The 19,373-nt window shown below is 71.2% G+C and carries 15 protein-coding genes; 5 read left to right on the forward strand and 10 right to left on the reverse strand.

Annotation, left to right across the window (positions count from 1 at the left end; all coding sequences use genetic code 11):
* Positions 1–33 precede the first annotated feature (33 nt).
* Together AB0C96_RS33365 and AB0C96_RS33370 are read left to right on the forward strand one after the other, a co-directional pair.
* Complete coding sequence (locus AB0C96_RS33365; protein WP_362922716.1) at positions 34–1,116, forward strand: HAD-IIIC family phosphatase; 1,083 nt, start codon at positions 34–36, stop codon at positions 1,114–1,116.
* Positions 1,117–1,276: 160 nt separating this feature from the next.
* On the forward strand, positions 1,277–2,509 hold the full coding sequence (locus tag AB0C96_RS33370) for a class I SAM-dependent methyltransferase (RefSeq protein WP_362922694.1): 1,233 nt from the start codon (positions 1,277–1,279) through the stop codon (positions 2,507–2,509).
* A 56-nt stretch (positions 2,510–2,565) separates the two neighbouring features.
* Here AB0C96_RS33370 and AB0C96_RS33375 read toward each other — a convergent pair whose 3' ends face one another.
* Together AB0C96_RS33375 and AB0C96_RS33380 are read right to left on the reverse strand one after the other, a co-directional pair.
* Positions 2,566–3,597 (reverse strand): aldo/keto reductase, encoded by a 1,032-nt coding sequence (locus AB0C96_RS33375; RefSeq protein WP_362922696.1) that lies wholly within the window; start codon positions 3,595–3,597, stop codon positions 2,566–2,568.
* Between the two features lie 30 nt (positions 3,598–3,627).
* On the reverse strand, positions 3,628–4,635 hold the full coding sequence (locus tag AB0C96_RS33380) for an NAD-dependent epimerase/dehydratase (protein ID WP_362922698.1): 1,008 nt from the start codon (positions 4,633–4,635) through the stop codon (positions 3,628–3,630).
* 612 nt (positions 4,636–5,247) lie between these two features.
* Between AB0C96_RS33380 and AB0C96_RS33385 the strand changes: the two genes are divergently transcribed.
* Positions 5,248–7,134: a helix-turn-helix domain-containing protein gene (locus AB0C96_RS33385; protein ID WP_362922700.1), complete on the forward strand. Its 1,887-nt coding sequence runs from the start codon at positions 5,248–5,250 to the stop codon at positions 7,132–7,134.
* Positions 7,135–7,195: 61 nt separating this feature from the next.
* On the opposite strand, the gene AB0C96_RS33390 is transcribed toward AB0C96_RS33385, so the two are convergent.
* Positions 7,196–8,278 carry a transposase gene (locus AB0C96_RS33390; RefSeq protein WP_362922701.1) on the reverse strand — a complete coding sequence of 361 codons (1,083 nt, stop codon included), beginning with the start codon at positions 8,276–8,278 and terminating at the stop codon, positions 7,196–7,198.
* A 447-nt stretch (positions 8,279–8,725) separates the two neighbouring features.
* Between AB0C96_RS33390 and AB0C96_RS33395 the strand changes: the two genes are divergently transcribed.
* The gene (locus tag AB0C96_RS33395) at positions 8,726–9,892 is read left to right on the forward strand and encodes an acyltransferase (RefSeq protein WP_362922703.1); all 1,167 of its coding nucleotides are present in this window, start codon (positions 8,726–8,728) and stop codon (positions 9,890–9,892) included.
* 84 nt (positions 9,893–9,976) lie between these two features.
* Here AB0C96_RS33395 and AB0C96_RS33400 read toward each other — a convergent pair whose 3' ends face one another.
* The 7 genes from AB0C96_RS33400 to AB0C96_RS33430 all read right to left on the reverse strand — a co-directional run bounded on the left by AB0C96_RS33400 (position 9,977) and on the right by AB0C96_RS33430 (position 17,073).
* Positions 9,977–11,413, reverse strand: a complete 1,437-nt coding sequence (locus AB0C96_RS33400; protein ID WP_362922705.1) for an NDP-hexose 2,3-dehydratase family protein — start codon at positions 11,411–11,413, stop codon at positions 9,977–9,979.
* Positions 11,403–12,197 carry an alpha/beta fold hydrolase gene (locus AB0C96_RS33405; RefSeq protein WP_362922706.1) on the reverse strand — a complete coding sequence of 265 codons (795 nt, stop codon included), beginning with the start codon at positions 12,195–12,197 and terminating at the stop codon, positions 11,403–11,405. Before AB0C96_RS33405 ends, AB0C96_RS33400 begins: the two co-directional genes overlap by 11 nt.
* A gap of 6 nt (positions 12,198–12,203) precedes the next feature.
* Entirely contained in the window at positions 12,204–13,181 is a 978-nt protein-coding gene (gene rfbB / locus AB0C96_RS33410; protein WP_362922718.1) for a dTDP-glucose 4,6-dehydratase, read from the reverse strand.
* Positions 13,182–13,224: 43 nt separating this feature from the next.
* On the reverse strand, positions 13,225–14,103 hold the full coding sequence (gene rfbA, locus AB0C96_RS33415; RefSeq protein WP_362922719.1) for a glucose-1-phosphate thymidylyltransferase RfbA: 879 nt from the start codon (positions 14,101–14,103) through the stop codon (positions 13,225–13,227).
* 26 nt (positions 14,104–14,129) lie between these two features.
* Positions 14,130–15,326, reverse strand: coding sequence for a DegT/DnrJ/EryC1/StrS family aminotransferase (locus AB0C96_RS33420; RefSeq protein ID WP_362922720.1), 1,197 nt, complete (start codon positions 15,324–15,326; stop codon positions 14,130–14,132).
* Positions 15,327–15,328: 2 nt separating this feature from the next.
* Positions 15,329–15,754 carry an FdtA/QdtA family cupin domain-containing protein gene (locus tag AB0C96_RS33425; RefSeq protein ID WP_362922708.1) on the reverse strand — a complete coding sequence of 142 codons (426 nt, stop codon included), beginning with the start codon at positions 15,752–15,754 and terminating at the stop codon, positions 15,329–15,331.
* A 107-nt stretch (positions 15,755–15,861) separates the two neighbouring features.
* Complete coding sequence (locus tag AB0C96_RS33430) at positions 15,862–17,073, reverse strand: cytochrome P450 (RefSeq protein ID WP_362922709.1); 1,212 nt, start codon at positions 17,071–17,073, stop codon at positions 15,862–15,864.
* A gap of 661 nt (positions 17,074–17,734) precedes the next feature.
* On the opposite strand from AB0C96_RS33430, the gene AB0C96_RS33435 reads away from it, so the two are divergent.
* Positions 17,735–19,373 (forward strand): beta-ketoacyl synthase N-terminal-like domain-containing protein (locus tag AB0C96_RS33435; protein WP_362922711.1); only part of this gene is annotated, 1,639 nt, incomplete at its 3' end.

Genomic DNA, 19,373 nt, shown 5'->3' on the forward strand with positions numbered 1-19,373 from the left:
AAGGAAGGAACGACAGTGCACCCGGAGAACACCATGGCGGACGCCGGCGCCACGACCACGGTCAAGTGCCTGGTCTGGGACCTGGACAACACCCTGTGGCAGGGCACGCTGCTGGAGGACGGTGAGGTCCGGCTCCGGCCGGGGCTGCGCGAGACGATCACCGAGCTGGACGCGCGCGGCATCCTCAACTCCGTGGCCAGCAAGAACGACCACGACCACGCATGGGCACAGCTGAAGCGGCTCGGCCTCGCCGAGTACTTCGTGCTCCCGCGGATCGGATGGGGGCCGAAGTCGGAGTCGGTCCGCCGGACCGCCGACGAACTCAACTTCGCGTTGGGCACCATCGCCTTCATCGACGACCAGCCGTTCGAGCGCGCCGAGGTCGTCCACGCGCTGCCCGAGGTCCGCACCTACACCGCCGAACAGGCCCTGGAGCTCGTCACCCGGCCGGAGTTCAGCCCGGCCACGATCACGGTCGACTCGCGCCGCCGCCGCTCGATGTACCAGGCGTCGTTCCGGCGTGACGCCGAGCGCGAGGAGTTCGCCGGTCCCGACGAGGACTTCCTGCGCTCGCTGGACATCCGGATGCGGATCGCCCGCGCCACCCCCGAGGAACTGTCCCGGGTGGAGGAACTCACCCTGCGCACCAGCCAGATGAACGCGACCGGGGTGCACTACTCCGAGTCCGATCTGCTCGCCCTGATCGACGACCCCGACCACGAGGTGCTGGTCACCACGGTCACCGACCGCTTCGGCCCGTACGGCGCGGTCGGCGTCGTCCTGCTCCAACGGTCCGTCGAGGCCTGGCGGATCAAGCTGCTCGCCACGTCCTGTCGGGTGGTGTCGCTCGGCGCGGGCTCCGCGCTGCTGCGCTGGCTGACCGACCAGGCCCACCGGGCCGGGGTGCATCTGGCCGCCGACTTCCGGGCCACCGAGCGCAATCGGATGATGGAGGTCGCCTACCGCTTCGCCGGGTTCTCCGACGAGGTCTGCGCCTGCCAGTCCGCCCTGGGTGGGACGGAGGGCGTCAGCCGGCTGCATCTGGTGCCGTCCGCCCAGCCCGCCTCCGACACCCTCCGCCTGAAGGCCCCCGAACTGGCCCCGGTCCGAGGCTGACCCCCGCCCGAGGCTGGCCCCCGCCCGAGGCTGACCCCCGTCCGAGGCCGGCCCCCGGCTTCCGACGGCGAGGCGCCCGGTCCGCGGGGCCCACGCGTCCGGCCGCGGGTCGCCCCGATCGGCCGTCGTCGTTCACCCCTGTCTCTCCCGAGAGGACCAAATGATCACAACTGCGTGCCGTATCTGCGCCAACCGTGAGCTGCTCCCCGTGCTGGACCTGGGGGAACAGGCGCTCACCGGGGTGTTCCCGGCCAGCCGCGACGAGGCCGTCCCGGCGGTGCCGCTCGAACTCGTCAAGTGTTCCCCGGCCGGGTGCGGCCTGGTGCAGCTGCGCCACACCCCGGACCCCCAGCTGATGTACGGGGACGGCTACGGCTACCGCTCGGGCATCCGGCCGTTCATGGTCAACCACCTCCGGAGCAAGGTCGCGGCCATCCGCGAGCTGGTCGACCTCGGCCCCCAGGACCTGGTCGTCGACATCGGCAGCAACGACGCCACGCTGCTGCGCGGCTACCCCGCGGACGGCCCGCGCCGGGTCGGGATCGACCCCACCGGCCAGAAGTTCCGCGAGCTGTACCCGGCGGACGTCGAGCTGGTCGTCGACTACTTCTCGCGCGAGGCGTTCGTGAACCGCTTCGGCTCGCAGCGCGCGAAGGTGGTCACCTCCATCGCGATGTTCTACGACCTGCCGGACCCGATGCGCTTCATGCGGGACGTCCACGACATCCTCACCGAGGACGGCGTCTGGGTGATGGAGCAGAGCTACATGCCCGCCATGCTCGACGCCGACGCCTACGACGTCGTCTGCCACGAGCACTTGGAGTACTACGCCCTCCAGCAGATCGAGTGGATGGCCGAGCGGGTCGGGCTGACCGTGATCAAGGCCGAACTCACGGCCGTCTACGGCGGCAGCCTCTGTGTCACCCTCGCCAGGAGCGCGACCCGGTACCCGAAGGACGAGGCGGGCCTGGCCCGCATCCGGGCCCGCGAGACCGAGGCCAAGCTCGACACGATGGCCCCGTTCGAGGCGTTCGCACGCCGGGTCCAGGACCAGCGCGACGCCCTGATCGGCTTCCTGGACCGCTCCCGCGAGGCCGGGCTGCTCACCGTCGGGTACGGCGCCTCCACCAAGGGCAATGTGATCCTCCAGTACTGCGGTCTCACCGAGCGGGACCTGCCCTGCATCGGCGAGGTCAGCGAGGAGAAGGCGGGCCGCTTCACCCCCGGATCGGGCATCCCGATCGTGTCCGAGGACGACGCCAGGGCCCTCAAGCCCGATCAACTGCTGGTGCTGCCGTGGATCTACCGCGACGGCTTCCTGGAGCGGGAGCGGGCCTACCGGGAGGCCGGCGGCAAGCTGGTCTTCCCGCTGCCCGAGCTGAGCGTCGTATGACACGGGGGCGCCGGCCGGCCCGCCGGCCGGTCGGCGCCCCGCGGGTTTCGGGCGGCTCAGGCGTCCGGGGCCCGGCCGCCACCGGCGGCGGTGAAGAGGGCGTCGAGTTCGGCGAGTTCGGCGTCACCGAGGACCAGATCGAGGGCGCGCACCGCCGAGTCGAGCTGCTCGGCGGTCCGCGGACCGATCACCGCGCCGCTGATCCCCGGCCGGGACAACACCCAGGCCAGGCCCACCTCGGCGGGGTGCTCGCCGATGCGGTCGCAGAACCGCTCGTACGCCTCGATGACGGGCCGCATCCCCGGCAGCAGCGTCTGCGCCCGGCCCTGTGCCGACTTCACCGCCGTACCGGCCGCCAGCTTGCGCAGCGCCCCGCTGAGCAGACCGCCGTGCAGCGGCGACCAGGCGAAGACCCCCAGCCCGTAGGCGCGGGCAGCCGGGAGCACCTCCCGCTCGACGTGCCGGTCGGCCAGGTTGTACAGGCACTGCTCGGACACCAGCCCCAGGGAGCGCCGGCCCGCCGCGTTCTCCTGGGCGGCCGCGATGTTCCAGCCCGCGAAGTTCGACGACCCGACGTAACGGACCTTCCCGTCGGCCACCAGCCGGTCCATCGCCTGCCAGATCTCCTCCCAGCGCGCCGAATGGTCCATCCGGTGCATCTGGTAGAGGTCGATGTGCTCCACGTCCAGGCGGCGCAGCGACTGCTCGCAGGCGGAGATGATGTGCCGGGCCGACAGGCCGGAGTCGTTGACCCGCTCGCTCATCTCCTCGCCGACCTTGGTCGCGAGCACCACGTCGTCGCGCCGGGAGCGGTGCGTGGCCAGCCACCGCCCGACGAGCTCCTCGGTGTGCCCCCTGTACAGACGCCAGCCGTAGATGTTCGCCGTGTCGACGCAGTTGATGCCCCGGTCGAGCGCCTCGTCCATCAGCCGCAGCGCGTCGGCGTCCTCGACGCGCCCGCTGAAGTTCACGGTGCCGAGCCACAGCCGGCTCACCAGCGTCGCGCTGCGGCCGAGCCGTGTGTGCGTCCGCCGCGGCGGGCGCGTCTGCTGCTGTGTGTGCGTTGCGTGCTCCTGACCCTCGCTCACGCGCGGTCCCACCCTTCGAACTCGACCCATTCAAGAACTCGCCGATGTGGCGGTGCGGGTGGCGGCGATCGCCGCGACCATGGCCCGCAGCCCGTCGGGGAACGGCACCCGGGGAGCCCAGCCGCTCACCGCGCAGAAGGCGGCGGGGTCGGACACCGGGCTGTGGAAGTCGCCTGCTTCGGCGTAGGCGGGAGGCGGTACGGAGACGACCGGGACCGGAGCTGCGCCGGTGTGCTCGGCCACCAGGCCGGCCAGAGAGGTGAAGACGTCGCCGAGCCGCTCCAGGCGGCCGGTCCCGACGATCCAGGGCCGGCCCTGGAGTTCCGCCGCGTGCTCCAGGGCCGCCACGAACGCGTCCGCCGCGTCCCGGACATGGAGGAAGTCGCGCTCGACCGATCCGTCGTGCCACATCGTCAGGGGCTCGCCGTCCAGGGCCCGGCGGGCCATCGACGCGAGCACGCCGCGCCCGGCGCCGCCGGAGAGCGGGCTGTGGCCGAACAGCGTCGACAGCCGCAGCACGATGCCGCGGACCACGCCCTCGGCCGTGGCCTCGCGCAGGATCGCCTCGGCGGCGATCTTCTGCGCCGCGTAGCCGCCCAGGGGGCCGGTGCCACCGGTCGGCGATCCGGCCTGGAGCGTGCTGGCGAAGGCCACGGCCGGCACGGTGCCGCCGCGGCCGCGCAGCACGTCGACGAGATCGCGCATCATGCCGACGTTCACCCGCTCGGCGTGTGCGTCGGCGGCGCGCCACGACTGCTGGCCGCCGATCCCGGCCGCGAGATGAACGACGGCGTCCGCGTCCTCGACGGCGGCCGCGACGGCGTCCCGCCGGGCGAGGTCCGCCCGGCGCACCTCGATGTCCGCCACCGGCCCGGCCGGCACACGGCTGGCGCCGCGTGCCACCAGGCGCAACCGCACCGGCAGCGCGGCGAGTTCGGTGACCACGGCGGACCCGAGGAATCCCGAGGCACCGAGCACCGTGATCAACGGCCCACGCGGATCGTGCGACCGGTTGAGCAACTCGGTAGTGAGCTTCACACATCCTCCCTTCTGCGTGCCGCTCAGCGTGCCGAGCCCTCCGGGAGGCGTCCACGGAAACTTGACCTTGTCTGCCGGGCGCCGCCGGTGCCCCCGGCCCCCGGCCCACAGGAGTGGGATATGAAATCGGACTAGTCAGGGCCCCATGGCCGAAAGTGACGTCTTGTCGGAAGGACGCGACCGCGACCCGCCCGGGAGGTCACGAATCGTGGCCGGTGGTGGTGCGACAACACCCCGCGGGCTGTGGATGATGGCCCGACCACACCCCCCGCGTCGCTCGTTTACCGGCCCTACGGTCGGTTTGGGGCCCGCGCTCCATTGAAGCCGGTGGAATGGGGTGAACGGGGTGAAGGCTTATGGTGACGGGGGTGGTGCGGAAGCGCCCGAAGGGGCTTGTGGTGGCCCGCTCCGTGGCCTAATGATCTCTAGACGCTTGCAGTGAGAATGTAATAACCTTCCATTGTTTTGGTAAAGCACAGGGACGGGGGCGTCTGTGGCATGAGTGGCCTGGATTCGGGTGAAGACGCGACCAAAGAAAACCAGGCGGATGACGCACTCACCTTCCTGGAATTCGTTGCCCGTTCGGCCCCGCGAGGCGAATACGACCGGCTCATGGCGCGCGCGGAACGCGAAGGCGCCAGCGAGGAGCGGATGCGTCGTCTGGAGCGCTTCAACCGGCTCGCCCTGACCGCACAGTCGATGATCGAGTACCGCCGCGACCGCGAGGCGGAGCTCGCCGCGTTGGTCGACGCCGCACACGAATTCGTCGGCGCCCAGCACTATCAGGACCTGCTCGACTCGGTCGCCCGCAGGGCGCGGCTGCTGCTCAAGCTGGACGTCGCCTACGTCAGCCTGCAAAGGGAGGGCGAGCTCGACACGGAGGTGCAGAGCGCCGACGGCAACGCGTTCTCGGTCTCCGTCGGCTTCCGGCTGCCCGCCGGCGGTGGGTTGGGCGGCATGGTGCGCGCCTGCCGCGCCCCCTTCTGGACGCCCGACTACCTCGCGGACACCAGCTTCACGCACGTCGAGAGCATCGACGACGTCGTCCGCTCGGAGGGGCTGCGCGCCGTCCTGGGCGTGCCGCTGCGCGTCGGGGACGAGGCGGGGGTGGGAGTGCTCTACGTCGCCGAACGCCAGGTCCGCCACCTCACCCCCAACGAGGTCACCCTGCTGTGCTCGCTCGCCGATCTGGCCGCCGCCGCGATCGAACGCATCCTGCTGGTCGAGGAGCTCCGCAACGACATCGGGCGGATGCGCGACGACGCCGCCGAGGCCCGCGCCGCCCTCGCGGTCACCCGCAGGTCCGCCGACCTCCAGTCGTGCCTGATCGCTCTGGTCCTCGAACGGCGCGGGGTCGACGCCCTCCTGGCCGTCGCCGGCGAGGCGCTGGGCGGCGGCACCGCCATCTGTAGCTCGCTGGGCCGGCCGCTCGCCGAGTACGGTCAGCTGCGCCCCGTTCCCCCCTTGGAGCTGCGCGCCGCCTGCTGCCGGGCCGCCGAGACCGGCCGCCCCACACTCGTGCACCCAGGGCTCTGGACGGTGCCCCTGTACCCCGGGGAGTACAACTCCGGCTTCCTGTTAGCGGATGTCGGCCCCGAGGCGGACCACACCGTCGTACCGCTGCTTCTCGTCGTCGCCCGTGCGCTCGCGCTGCATCTGCGCATCCAGCACAACGACTCCACCCAGGCCCAGGGCCACCAGGAGTTCTTCGACGATCTGGTGGGCGCGCCGCGCTCGCCGGCGCTCCACAAAGAGCGCGCCCTGATGTTCTCCCTCAGCTTCCGCCGCCCGCACGTCGTGCTGGTGGCGAGCGGACCCCACGGGGCCTCGGCCCGGTTGGAGACCTGCGCCGCCGACTACGCGCCCGAACTGGGCGGGCTGTGCAGCGTACGGGAGGGCGCCGTCGTCCTGCTGCTGCCCGGAGACGACCCCGTGGTCGTGGCGCAGGCCGCCTGCCGGGAACTCACCACCCGGGTGGGGCAGCCGATCACCGTGGGGGCCGCCGGTCCCGCCTCGACCGTCGACGGCATCGCCGACGCCTATCGCGAGGCCGCCCAGTGCCTGGCGACCCTGCGCGCGCTCGGCGGCGGCGGCGCCACCGCCTGCGCCGCCGACCTGGGCTTCCTCGGCATGCTCCTGGCCGAGGAGAACGATGTCCCCGGCTACATCAGGTCCACGATCGGGCCCGTGGTCGACTACGACACCCACCGATTCACGGATCTGATCCCCACGCTGAGGGTGTATCTGGAGTCGGGCCGGAGCCCCACCCGGGCGGCGGAGACGCTGTGCGTGCACCCCAACACCGTCTCGCGCCGACTGGAGCGCATCGGCCAGTTGCTGGGGGAGGACTGGCAGAGCCCGGAGCGGGTGCTGGACATCCAACTGGCCCTGCGGCTGTACCAGGTGCGCTCGGCGCTCTCCTCGCGTTCCGCGTCCGCCGCGCTCTCCTCGCACCCGCCACCCGTGCCCCGGGCCGCGCTCGGATCGCTGCCCGAGTGACCGTCGGCGGCCGGCCGGTGCCCTGCCGGCCGGCGCCCGGTGGCCGCGCCACCGCCCGTGGTCACCCGGCGATGGGCTCCCGGTAGTCGCACCACTGCCCGTCCTGCGACAGCCGCAGCGCGTGCGCGATCGAGGCCAGCGTCACATGCCGGTGCCAGCCCTCGAACGAGCGCCCCTCGAAGTCGCGGATGCCGACGTCCACACTGACCGTGGCGAAGTCGGCGTCCACCCGCTCGGTCAGCATCGCCAACCGCAGCAGCGCACCGTGCCCTGACGAGGTGAGGTCGGTCAGCCACAGGTCCGCCGGGCGCCGGCGGTTGGCTCGCCACACCCCCATCAGCAGCAGGGTGCGCCGCGGGAGCATACCGGGCAGCACCACGGCGAGCGGCGTGACGAAGTTGACCGCGCCGTGGCACTCCACGGGGCGGCCCAGCCGCTTGAGTTGCTCCATGAGGTGCTGGGCGGGCGAGGTCTGCGGGCGCTGGCCCACCTGGATCCGGCCGGCGGCCGGATCCAGCGGAAGCTCACCGCCCACCCGCAGCATGAAGGGCAGACCGGCCGTGGTGAGCGCGCGCACCAGCGGCGGTACCGCGGCGGTCCGCGCGTCCATCACCACCGGGCGCGTCACCGTCCGATTGGCCTGTGCGATCTCCGCCACCAGCCGCGCCAGATCCCTCTCCTCGCCCGGCGCGTCGGGCTGCACATCGGCCTCACCGCCCGGACCGCCGTCCAACGTCAGATGCCAACTCACCGGCGCGGCCCTGGCGTCGGAGGCCAACCACAGTCCGTAGCTGCGCTGGCAGCTCATCACCCGGCCGAGGTCGGGAACGAAGCGACGCCGCACCCCCACCGAGCGCACCCCCGTCTTGGAGACCACCATCGGCCGGATCACCCAGGCGTCCGGGCGCAGCCCGTCGTCCACATGGCGGGCCAGGGCCGCGCGCACCGGCCGCCAGTCCCAGGTCGAGCTGGCCACGAAGTGGTGCAGGCTCTGCGGCGAGGCCCCCACCCCGCCGAAGTTGGCGATGTTACGGGCCGTCTTGCGCCCGGTGGCGGTCAGCAGACCGCGTAAGTACTGGCCACCCCTTCTGCGCTGGTCGGCACGGCGCAGCGAACCGAGCAACTCCTCGCACGCCTCGTTCACCAGCGATTCGAGACAGTCGTGAACGGTGGAACCGGCAAAGGAGGGGGAAGACTGCGGCTTCGGGCCAAGCGGAGTAACGATCATCGTGATCCTCGTGGGGCGCTCGAATTCCGGTAACTGCGTGTGGCACAGCCTTCCGGAATGCTCCGGGCCCTCCCAGATGCGCCCGGCACACACTTTCGAAGCCGCCCGGGGTTCCGTGCCGCCCATCGGGCCGGTGGTCAGCAGTGCCGGCAAACCCGGTGGTCAACTCACCGGTCCACCCCGCCGGTTGGTGTCGGGGCACCTCATCGAATTGCGCTGCGAAATGGCGTCACTACGTCCAGTGATGCGAATTCCCTTTTTCCGGGTGCTGTCGTCACTGTGTCAGCTGCCGCTTGTCGGCCCCACGGGTCATGCCCTAGAAAACCCCTCTCATCCACGCCTATTCGCCTTCGAGGTACTCCCATGTCCTTACCGAAACACCTGCCGTCGCTCGGCGGCATGCGGGCCATCGCCGCGCTGGTGGTGTTCTCCTCCCATATCGCTTCCCAGCCGTTTTTCCGGAACGCCGAGATAAATTCCACCGCGCAGGTACCGCTGGACGTCCTGGGGCCGCTGGCGGTCTCGTTCTTCTTCATGCTCAGCGGGTTCGTCCTCACCTGGGCGGGCATGCCCGACCCCTCCAAGCCCGCCTTCTGGCGCCGCCGTTGGGTTCGCGTCTACTCGCTGCACCTGCCGGTCCTGCTGCTCACCCTGGCGATCGTGCTCTGGCTCCAGGAGCCCACCATGGGCGGATCGGTATGGGACGGCTTCCTCAGCAACCTGCTGCTCGTCCAGTCGTGGATCCCCGACTACCACCAGTACGGCAGCATGAACCCGGTGGCGTGGTCCCTCTCCTGCGAGATGCTGTTCTACGCCGCGTTCCCGTTCCTGTTCGCCTTCTTCTCCAAGGTGCGCGCCGAACGGCTGTGGTCCTGGGTGCTGGGCATCTCCGTCGTGGCCGCGTCCGTGCCCGCCCTCGCCCTGCTGCTGCCCTCACACCCCGCACTGCCGTGGGACCCGAACATGCCGGAGATCCAGTACTGGTTCGTCTACATGCTCCCGCCGGTGCGGCTCCTGGAGTTCACGCTCGGCGTCCTGATGGCGCAGATCGTGCGGCGCGGCCGCTGGGCCGGCCCGACCCCGGGGCTGTGCGCGCTGCTGTTCGCCGGTGCGTTCGCGCTGTCCTTCGCGCTGCCGTCCTACCTGGCCCGCATCGCGCCGACGGTCCCGCTGATCGCCCTGCTGCTCGGTTCGCTGGCCGCCGGCGACATCCGCGGCACCCGGTCGTGGCTGGGCACGCGGACGATGGTGCTGCTGGGCGAACTCACCTTCGCCTTCTACGTCATCCACTACCTCGTCATCCAGTACGGGCACCGCTTCCTCGGCGGTGACCTGGGCTACTACCGGCAGTGGGACACCCCGGCCGCGATCGGCCTGACCGTGCTCGCCCTCGGGCTCAGCCTGGGCCTCGCCGCGCTGCTGCACTTCTACGTGGAGAAGCCGGTCGTCCGGGCCCTCGGCCGCTCCCGCAAGGCGTCCCGCGGGCCCAGGGCCCGGCAGTCCGAGCCGCCGACGCCCGCGCTGTCCTGAGTGCGCGCGACGACACAAGCGTGCGGGGCGCGCCATCGGCGCGCCCCGCACGGTGTTCTGGCCCGGTACCCCGGCCGTGCTGCCTCAGTAGGCGGCGTGTGCGCAGGCGATCAGCGTGCGCAGCTCCACATTCAGGTAGTTGCCGTGCGCGAGCAGCTCGGTGAGCTGCCCGAGGGTCGCCCAGCGGAAGCCGGGCGGGCAGTCCACCGGCAGCTCGGGGCCGGCCTCGACGACCAGGTAGCGGTTGCGCGCGTGGTAGAAGCGCCCGCCCTCCTCCGAGAGCACCGCGTCGTACCGCACCCGGCCCGGAGCGGCGGCCAGCACGTACTCCAGGTACGGCGGCGGGTCGCCCGCGCCGCGCGGCCACGCCGACCTGAGCTGCACGGTGGGGCCGAACTCGGCGAAGTTCAGCGTGCCCACGTCCGACCGGGCCGCCACCAGGGCGTGCAGCACCCCGTTGATCCGCCGGACGGCCAGGGCCATCAGCCCCTGGGAGCACGGGCGGAGCAGCGGCTGGGTCCACGACGCCACCTCGCGCTGCTCCGCGGTGACCTCGACCGCCATGATCTCGAAGCGCTCGTCGGTGCGGTGCCGGATGGTGGCCCCGGTCCGCCGCCAGCCGTCCTCGTAGGCCTGATCGAGCGGCACGCTCTGCTGGCGCAGCACGCGCAGCGCCTGGACGTCGGTGAGACAGCCGGTGATCGCGTGCAGCTCGTGCAGCGGCTCGCCCTCCCCGTAGAAGGAGCGCCGGAGCGCCGCCGGGAAGTCCTCGGCAGCGCCGTCGGGCGCGCCGTGCGCGGTCGGCAGACAGGCCAGCACGCTGCGGGTGTCCATGTTGACGAGGTCGTCCCGGCGCAGCAGCCGGCGGATCTGACCCAGCGTCAGCCAGCGGAAGGAGCCGTGCTCCTCCAGGTCCGAGTCGATCTCGACGACCATGTTGCGGTTGCGTTTGTGCAGGAACCAGTCGGCCTGCTCCGACTGGATGGCGTCGACCAGCACCCGGCGCCCCGGGCGCTGGATGAAGCGGTCCAGAAAGGGAGTCGAGCGGCCGTGGTGCACCTCGTCGAAGTTGCTGCGGGTGGCCTGCACCGTGGGGGAGAGCTGGAGCCCGTTGACATTGCCGGGCTCCGGCTTGGCCTGCATCAGGAAGTGCAGCACCCCGTCGAACTCCCGCGCCAGGATGCCCAGTAGCCCCACTTCGGGCTGCGCGATGATCGGCTGGACACGGTCGGCGGGGTCGAGGTCGGAGCTGGTGCGCAGTCCTTCGATGGAGAAGAAGCGGCCCGTCTCGTGGCGCAGATTGCCGGTGCCCGGCTCGAAGTACCACTGTCGCAGGTCGCTGAAGGGGATCGGCTCCGCGTGGAAGTGGTGGGCCCGCTGGTACTCGGCCAGCCAGCCGGTCACCTCCACCATGGGGGTCACCCGGCTGTCGAGCACGTCGGCCGACCGGCGCACCCGCTCGGCCGTCTGCCGGCGGTCGGCGTAGTCGGCCTGGGCGACGGACCCCGGTTCAGGTCGCATGGCTCCCCCTGGCGCCCACGGGGAGCAGCGGCGCGAGCGCGTCCACGAGGGTCGCGGACACCTCCACGGCCTGCTGGTAGAGGAAGAAGTGGCCGCCGGGGAAGGTGTGCACCCGGGCGCCGGCCGCCGCGACGTCTCCCCACGCCGCGGCCTCGGCCGCGGTGACATTGGGGTCGTCGGCGCCGGTGAACACGGTCAGCGGGCAGTCCAGGCGCGCCCCCGGGCGGTGGCTGTAGGTGCCCACGGCGCGGTAGTCGTTGCGGATCGCGGGCAGTACCAGCTGGAGCAACTCGGGGTCGGCGAGCAGACTCTCGTCGGTGCCGTCGAGCGAGCGGAGCTCCGCCAGCAGCCGGTCGTCGTCGTAGAGGTGCACGGTCATCGGGCGGTTCGTGGTGGGGGCCCGACGGCCGGAGACCACCAGCGCGGCCGGCCCCGCCCCGCGCTGCTGGAGCACGCGGGCGACCTCGTAGGCCACGGTGGCGCCCATGCTGTGCCCGAAGAGCACCAGGGGCCGGTCACCGTGCCCCTCCAGCACCTCGACCAGGGGCTCGACCAGGCCCTCGACGGTGTCGATCAGCGGATCGCTCCGCCGGTCCTGACGACCGGGGTACTGGACGGCCAGCACCTCCACCTGGTCGGGCAGCGTCCGGACGAACGGCAGGAAGGAGGTGGCCGAGCCACCCGCGTGCGGGAAGCAGACCAGCCGCACCGCGGGTGCGGCGCGCGGCTGGTACCGGCGGAGCCACAGGTCGCCGAGGAGGTGCGGATCTGTCGATGCGGACACGGAGGTTCATCGTCCTTTCTTGAGGGGCGTCCACCACGCGCGGTTCTCGCGGTACCAACGCACGGTCTCTGCCAGTCCCTCGTCGATACCGATCCGCGGCGCATAGCCCAGCTCGGTGGCGATCTTGGCGTAGTCGACGGAGTAGCGCCGGTCATGGCCCTTGCGGTCCGGTACCTCCTGCACCGCCGACCAGTCGGCCCCGCACAGCTTCAGCAGACGCTCGGTGAGCTCGGTGTTGGTCAACTCGGTGCCGCCGCCGATGTTGTAGACCTCGCCGGGGCGGCCGCCCCGGGCCACCAGGGAGATGGCGCGGCAGTGGTCGTCCACGTGCAGCCAGTCGCGCCGGTTGCCGCCGTCGCCGTAGAGCGGGACGGTCCCACCGTCGAGCAGATTCCCCACGAACAGCGGAATGATCTTTTCCGGGTACTGGTACGGCCCGTAGTTGTTGGAGCAGCGGGTGACGCACACCGGAAGTCCGTGCGTGCGGTGGAAGGCCAGCGCCAGCTGGTCGGAGGCGGCCTTGGAGGCGGCGTAGGGGGAGTTGGGGCTCAGCGGGTGGTCCTCGGGCCACGACCCCTGGGGGATCGAGCCGTACACCTCGTCCGTGGAGACGTGCACGAACCGGCCCGGTCGCACGGCCAACGCCTCCCGGAGGAGGACATGGGTGCCCAGCACATTGGTGCGCACGAAGGCGTCGGCGTCCTCGATCGACCGGTCCACATGCGACTCGGCCGCGAAGTGCACCACCAGATCGGCGCCCGCCATGGCCAGGGCGACCGTACTGCGGTCGCAGATGTCCCCTGTGATGACGCGCAGCCGCGGGCAGTCGCCCACCGGGGCCAGATTGGCCAGGTTGCCCGCGTAGGTGAGCGCGTCGAGCACCACCACCTCGGGCTTCCCGAACTCCGGCATCGAGCCGTCCAGCAGGGCGTTGACGAAGCGCGAGCCGATGAAGCCGGCGCCTCCGGTGACCAGGATCCGCAGCGGCCGCCGGCTGGTGGCCCGGGTATGCGTCCAGTGCTCGGTCTCAGGCGGCGCCGGCATGGGAGGCCACCTCCATCAGGTAGGAGCCGTAGCCCGAGGTGCCCAGCTCGCGACCGAGCAGATACAGCTCGTCGGCATCGATGAAGCCCATCCGCAGGGCGATCTCCTCGATGCAGGCGATCCGCACCCCCTGGCGCTGCTCCAGCAGTTGGACGTACTGACTGGCCTGGAGCAGCGAGTCGTGGGTGCCCATGTCCAGCCAGGCGAAACCGTGCCCCAGCTCGATCAGCCGGGCCCGCCGCTGCTCCAGATAGACCTTGTTGATGTCGGTGATCTCCAGCTCGCCGCGCGCGGACGGCCGGATGTTCTTGGCGATGTCGACGACGTCGTTGTCGTAGAGGTAGAGACCGGTGACGGCGAGGTTGGAGCGGGGCTGCGCGGGCTTCTCCTCCAGGGAGAGCAGCAGCCCGTCCCGGTCGATCTCCCCGACGCCGTAGCGCTGCGGATCGCTCACCGGATAGCCGAACAGCACACAGCCGTCGAGATGGCGGATGCTGCCCTGGAGCACGGAGGAGAACCCGGGGCCGTGGAAGATGTTGTCGCCCAGGATCAGCGCCACCGGGGAGCTCCCGATGTGGTCTGCGCCGATGGTGAGGGCCTGGGCGATGCCCTGGGGCTCGGGCTGCTCCGCGTAGGTGATGTCGAGGCCGATCCGGGAGCCGTCGCCCAGCAGCCGCTGGAAGAGCTCGATGTGCTGGGGCGACGAGATGACCAGGATCTCGCGGATGCCGCCCAGCATCAGCACGGACAGCGGGTAGTAGATCATCGGCTTGTTGTAGACCGGGAGGAGCTGCTTGGACAGCGGCCCGGTCAGCGGCCGCAGGCGGGTGCCTCCGCCGCCGGCGAGGATGATCCCCTTCATTCCGGGACGCCCCGATGTGGTCTCGGTCATCGTTTCTCCGTCGATAGAGGAAGACGGTGGCCGTCCGGCGTCGTGCGCTCCGTGCGCACGCCCGTGCCGTCCGGCGTGGGATACGCCGGCAGCCCCACGGCCGCCGCTCGGACCGCCGCGACGACGGCATCGAACGCCTCGTCCCCGAGGTGGGGCCCGAGGGGGAGGCTGAGGCTCTCCGCCGCCAGGCGTTCGCTGCGCGGGTGGGTGCCGGCCGGAGCGCCGGCCGGGTCGTCGGCGTAGGCCGGGGTCCGGTGCGGCGCCACGGGGTAGTGGATCAGGGTCCGCACCCCGGCCCGCTCGATCCGGCGGCGCAGCTCGTCGCGTTCCGCGCAGCGGATCACGTACAGGTGCCACACCGGGTCGGCCCAGGGGGCGGTGACGGGGACGGCGATCTGCGGCAGAGAGCCCAGGGACCGTGTGTAGCGCTCGGCCGTGCGGATCCGGCGGGCGTTCCAGGCCTCCAGCCGCGGCAGCTTGGCCCGCAGCACGGCGGCCTGGAACTCGTCGAGCCGCGAGTTGGTGGCCTGCACCTCGTGCCGGTACTTCTCCCGGGAGCCGCAGTTGCGCAGCAACCGGACCCGGTCGGCCACGGCGGCGTCCCCGGTGACCACCGCTCCGCCGTCGCCCATGGCGCCGAGGTTCTTGCCCGGGTAGAAGCTGAACGCGACCACATGTCCCGAGCCGATCCGGCGCCCCCGGTAGCGGGCGCCGTGCGCCTGCGCGGCGTCCTCCACCACGGCCAGGCCGTGCCGTTCGGCGATCGCCGACAGCGGGTCCAGATCGGCCGGATGCCCGTACAGATGCACGGGCATCACGGCCCTGGTGCGGGGGGTGATGGCCGCCTCCACCTGCGCCGTGTCCATGGACAGCCCGTCCGGGGTCGGGTCGACGGCCACCGGCCGGGCCCCGGTGGCGGACACCGCCACCCAGGTGCCGATGAAGGTGTGCGCGGGCACCACCACCTCGTCGCCGGGCCCGATGCCCAGCGCACGCAGCGCCAGCTCCAGCGCGTCGCAGCCGCTGCCGACCGCCACGCAGTGGTCGTTGTCGCAGTACGCGGCGAACTCGGCCTCGAATCCCTCCAGTTCCGCGCCCAGCAGATAGCGGCCGGAGGCGGCCACCCGCTGGAGGGCCGCGTCGATGTCGGCCCGCAGTTCCCGGTAGGCCGCACCGGCGTCGAGGAAGGGCACGTTCAATTCAGGCTCCATGCGTCACGCAGGAATGTGTCGTAGTCGCGGTAGTAGTCGGACTCCTCGTAGTGCCGTGAGGCGAGGACGAGGGCGACGGAGTCCGGCGCGAAGTCCTTGAGCACCCGCCACACCATGGGCCCGATGTAGAGCCCGGCCCCCGGCTCCTCAAGCCGGTACGTGGTGCTCTGGAAGCCGTCGTCCAGACTGATCGAGAATCCGCCGTGCACGGCGATGACGAGCTGCTCCAGCGTGCGGTGCCCGTGCAGGCCCCGGGGCGGCGACGACTCCGGCTGTCCGTGCATGTAGTAGACGCGCTTGATGGGGAAGCCCACGGTCATGCCGGACTCGATGACGGAGAGGCTGCCGCGCGGATCGATGTGCTGTTCCAACCTGATCAGCCGACACGGTTTGATCCTGCCGACGCGCACGGCGGGGGAGGACTCGGCTGCGTTCTCGGCGATGGCGGCGCTCCTCTCGGGATGGGCGCGGCTCCGCGGCCGATGCGGACCGCGGAACCCGGGGGCCGGCGGCCCGGTCAGCTCCACTCGACGTGGACGGGCAGGTACTTGGCGGTGAGTTGATCGGCCTCGTAGTAGCGGGTGTTGCCGTGGTCGATGCGGAACCCCGCGACCTGGTCCAGCATCAGTTCGAGCAGCACCTTGCCTTCCAGGCGCGCCAGGAAGGCGCCCAGGCAGTGGTGGATGCCGATGCCGAACGCCATGTGGCGGGAGCCGCTCGCGCGCCGGATGTCGAAGGTGTCGGGGTCGGGGAAGTGCTCGGGGTCGCGGTTGGCCGCCTGGCTCCACGCGATGACCATCTGGCCCTTCTTCATCTCCGGGCCGAGGATGTCGGTGTCCTCTTTGAGGAAGCGGAAGATGTTGTTGAAGGGGCTGCGGTAGCGCAGCGTCTCCTCCACCGCACCGGTCACCAGCTCGCGGTCGGCACGCAGGTCCGCCAGCGCCTGCGGGTTCTCCTCCAGCACCAGGAAGAGGTTGCTGAGCAGGGTGCTGGACGAGACGTGGCCGGCGGTGAGCAGCAGCGCGACGATGTTGACGATCTCCACGTCGGTGAGCCTGCGGCCGTCCTGCTCGGCCTGGACCAGGCCACTGATCAGGTCGTCGGCGGGGGCCTCGCGCTTGGAGTGTATCTGGTGCAGGAGGTAGTCGGTCATCTCCTTGAGGGCGGGGGCGATCGTCTCGCTGAAGTTGTCCGGGAGGTTCGGGTACTCCAGGCCCTCGTTGGTGAGCAGGGTGTCGACCCACTCGCGGAACACGTCGCGGTCGCTGGACGGGACGCCCAGCAGCTCGGCGATGACGATGACCGGCAGGGCGTAGGAGAGGTCGCCGACGACGTCGATGGTCTCCTGGCCGCGCACCGCGTCGAGGAGCTCCTGGGTGACGGCCCGGATGCGGGGCTCCAGACGGGCTATCCGCCGCGGCGTGAACGCCTGGCTGACCAGCTTGCGCATGGGGCCGTGGGCGGGCGGGTCCAGGGCGCCGATGGTCCCCGGCCCGATGATCATCTCCAGCTCGGGCGGGGTCGGCATGACCTCGTTGAAGTCGGAGGAGAAGAACTGCGGATTGTTGGAGACGGTCAGGTAGTCGTCGTAACGGAAGACCTGCCAGGCCTGCCGGCCCTCGTCCCAGAAGACCGGGTGATGGGTCCGGTTGAACGCGAACCAGTCCAGGAGCTCCTGGGCGTTCGCCTCCTTGCTGAGCTCAAGCGGCTCTGTCAGGGCCTCGGCCATCGGCCATTCTCCTTGGGAAGTGGTAGTGCGGACCGCACGCATGACACGGTCGCTGCGATCCCTCGATGCCGGCGGAGCCTATGAATCGGTCAAGATCGCCAGCAAGGTGGACCTGACACAATGACCTCCCGGTCCGGGCCCCCGGACAAGACGCCGCCCGAGAACGGCCGGGCGGTCCGGGGAACCTGACACATTCGACGCTCGATGGTTGTCCTGCGCCGCCCCGGTACTGAACACTTCACCGTTCACGTGCGAGGGTGCGAGGGTGCGAGGGGATTCCCGGAGGAATACCGCCTCCGCTCTCCGGCAAATCCTCCGGAAGATGTCGGCCCGTAGATGTCGGCCGGTAGATGTCGGTCTGTGGGTGTCGGCCGGTAGACGTCGGCCCGTAGGTGTCGGTCCGTAGGTGTTGGTGGCTCCTGTCGCGGTGAACGCGCGGAGAATGCACGGCACTTGACGCGATGAACTTGACACAATTGGTTCTTGATCGTCGGGAGTTCCTTTCGTTCGACTGTTCGCCCGCTGTACGGTCGGAAAGATCAAGAGCAGGCAGGAATTCCGTGACATGGCATGGCATGGCGAGCGTTGAGGAATGCTGGTGTCTGAAGATCTCGTAGTTTCCCGAATTGACGACCGATCCGATGCCATTGCCGTTATCGGAATGTCCTGCCGATTTCCCGGAGCGCCGGGGGTCGAGGAATTCTGGAAACTGCTGACCGACGGGACGGAGGCGATCGGCCGCGCGGCCGACGGCCGTCGGCGCGGCATGATCGAGGCGGCCGGTGACTTCGACGCCGCGTTCTTCGGCATGTCACCGCGCGAGGCCGCCGAGACCGATCCGCAGCAGCGCCTGATGCTCGAACTCGGCTGGGAGGCGCTGGAGGACGCCGGGATCGTCCCCGGGTCGCTGCGCGGCGAGGCGCTCGGCGTCTTCGTCGGAGCCATGCACGACGACTACGCCACCCTCCTGCACCGGGCCGGCGCACCGGCCGGCGCCCACACCGCCACCGGCCTCCAGCGCGCCATGCTCGCCAACCGGCTCTCCTACGTCCTGGGGGCGCGCGGACCCAGCCTGGCGGTCGACACCGCGCAGTCGTCCTCGCTCGTCGCCGTGGCCCTAGCCGTCGAGAGCCTGCGCGCCGGCACCTCCCGCATCGCCATCGCCGGGGGCGTCAACCTGATCCTCGCCGACGAGGGCTCGGCCACCATGGAACGGCTCGGCGCGCTCTCCCCCGACGGCCGCTGCCACACCTTCGACGCCCGCGCCAACGGCTATGTGCGCGGCGAGGGCGGCGCCGCCGTCGTACTCAAGCCCCTCGCCGACGCCCTGGCCGACGGTGACCCCGTGTACTGCGTGGTGCGCGGTGCCGCCATCGGCAACGACGGCGGCGGCCCCGGCCTGACCGCCCCCGACCGCGAGGGCCAGGAGACGGTGCTCCGAGCGGCCTGCGCCCAGGCCGGAGTCGACCCCGCGAAGGTCCGCTTCGTCGAACTGCACGGCACGGGCACCCCCGTGGGCGACCCGGTCGAGGCGCACGCCCTGGGCGCGGTCCACGGCACCGGACGACCGGCGGACGCCCCCCTGCTGGTGGGCTCCGTGAAGACCAACATCGGCCACCTGGAGGGCGCCGCCGGCATCGCGGGGCTGGTGAAGGCCGCACTGTGCCTGCGGGAACGCACCCTGCCCGGCTCGCTCAACTTCGACACCCCGCATCCCGCCATCCCCCTGGACCGGCTCCGACTGAAGGTGCAGACCACGCCGACCGCCCTGCACCCCGACCCGGACGGCACCCCCCTGCTGGCGGGCGTCAGCTCCTTCGGTATCGGCGGCACCAACTGCCATGTGGTGCTGGAGCACCTGACCCGGCCGGACCCGGCCGCCGTACGGGAAGAAGACCCAGGCACCTCGACCTCCGTCACTGCTCCGCGCCCGGCTCCGCACCCGGCCCCGCCCCTGCTGCTGTCCGGCCGCTCCCAGGCGGCGTTGCGGTCCCAGGCCGCCCGGCTCCGAGACCACCTGCGCCGCACCGACGCCGACCCGCGGGACGTCGCCTACTCCCTGGCCACCACCCGCACCCTTTTCGAGCACCGCGCCGCGCTGCCCTGCGGTGACCGCGAGGAGCTGGTCGCCGCCCTCGACGCGCTCGCCCGGGGCAAGGCCCTGAAGGGCGTGCGGATCGGCTCGTCTGTTTCGGGTGGGACGGCGGTGTTGTTTACCGGTCAGGGGGCGCAGTGGGCTGGTATGGGGCGGGAGTTGTATGCGTCGGACGATGTTTTTGCGGGGGTTTTGGATGAGGTTT

Origin of the sequence: Streptomyces sp. NPDC048506 (genome assembly GCF_040651315.1) — a bacterium.
GTDB lineage: Bacteria > Actinomycetota > Actinomycetes > Streptomycetales > Streptomycetaceae > Streptomyces.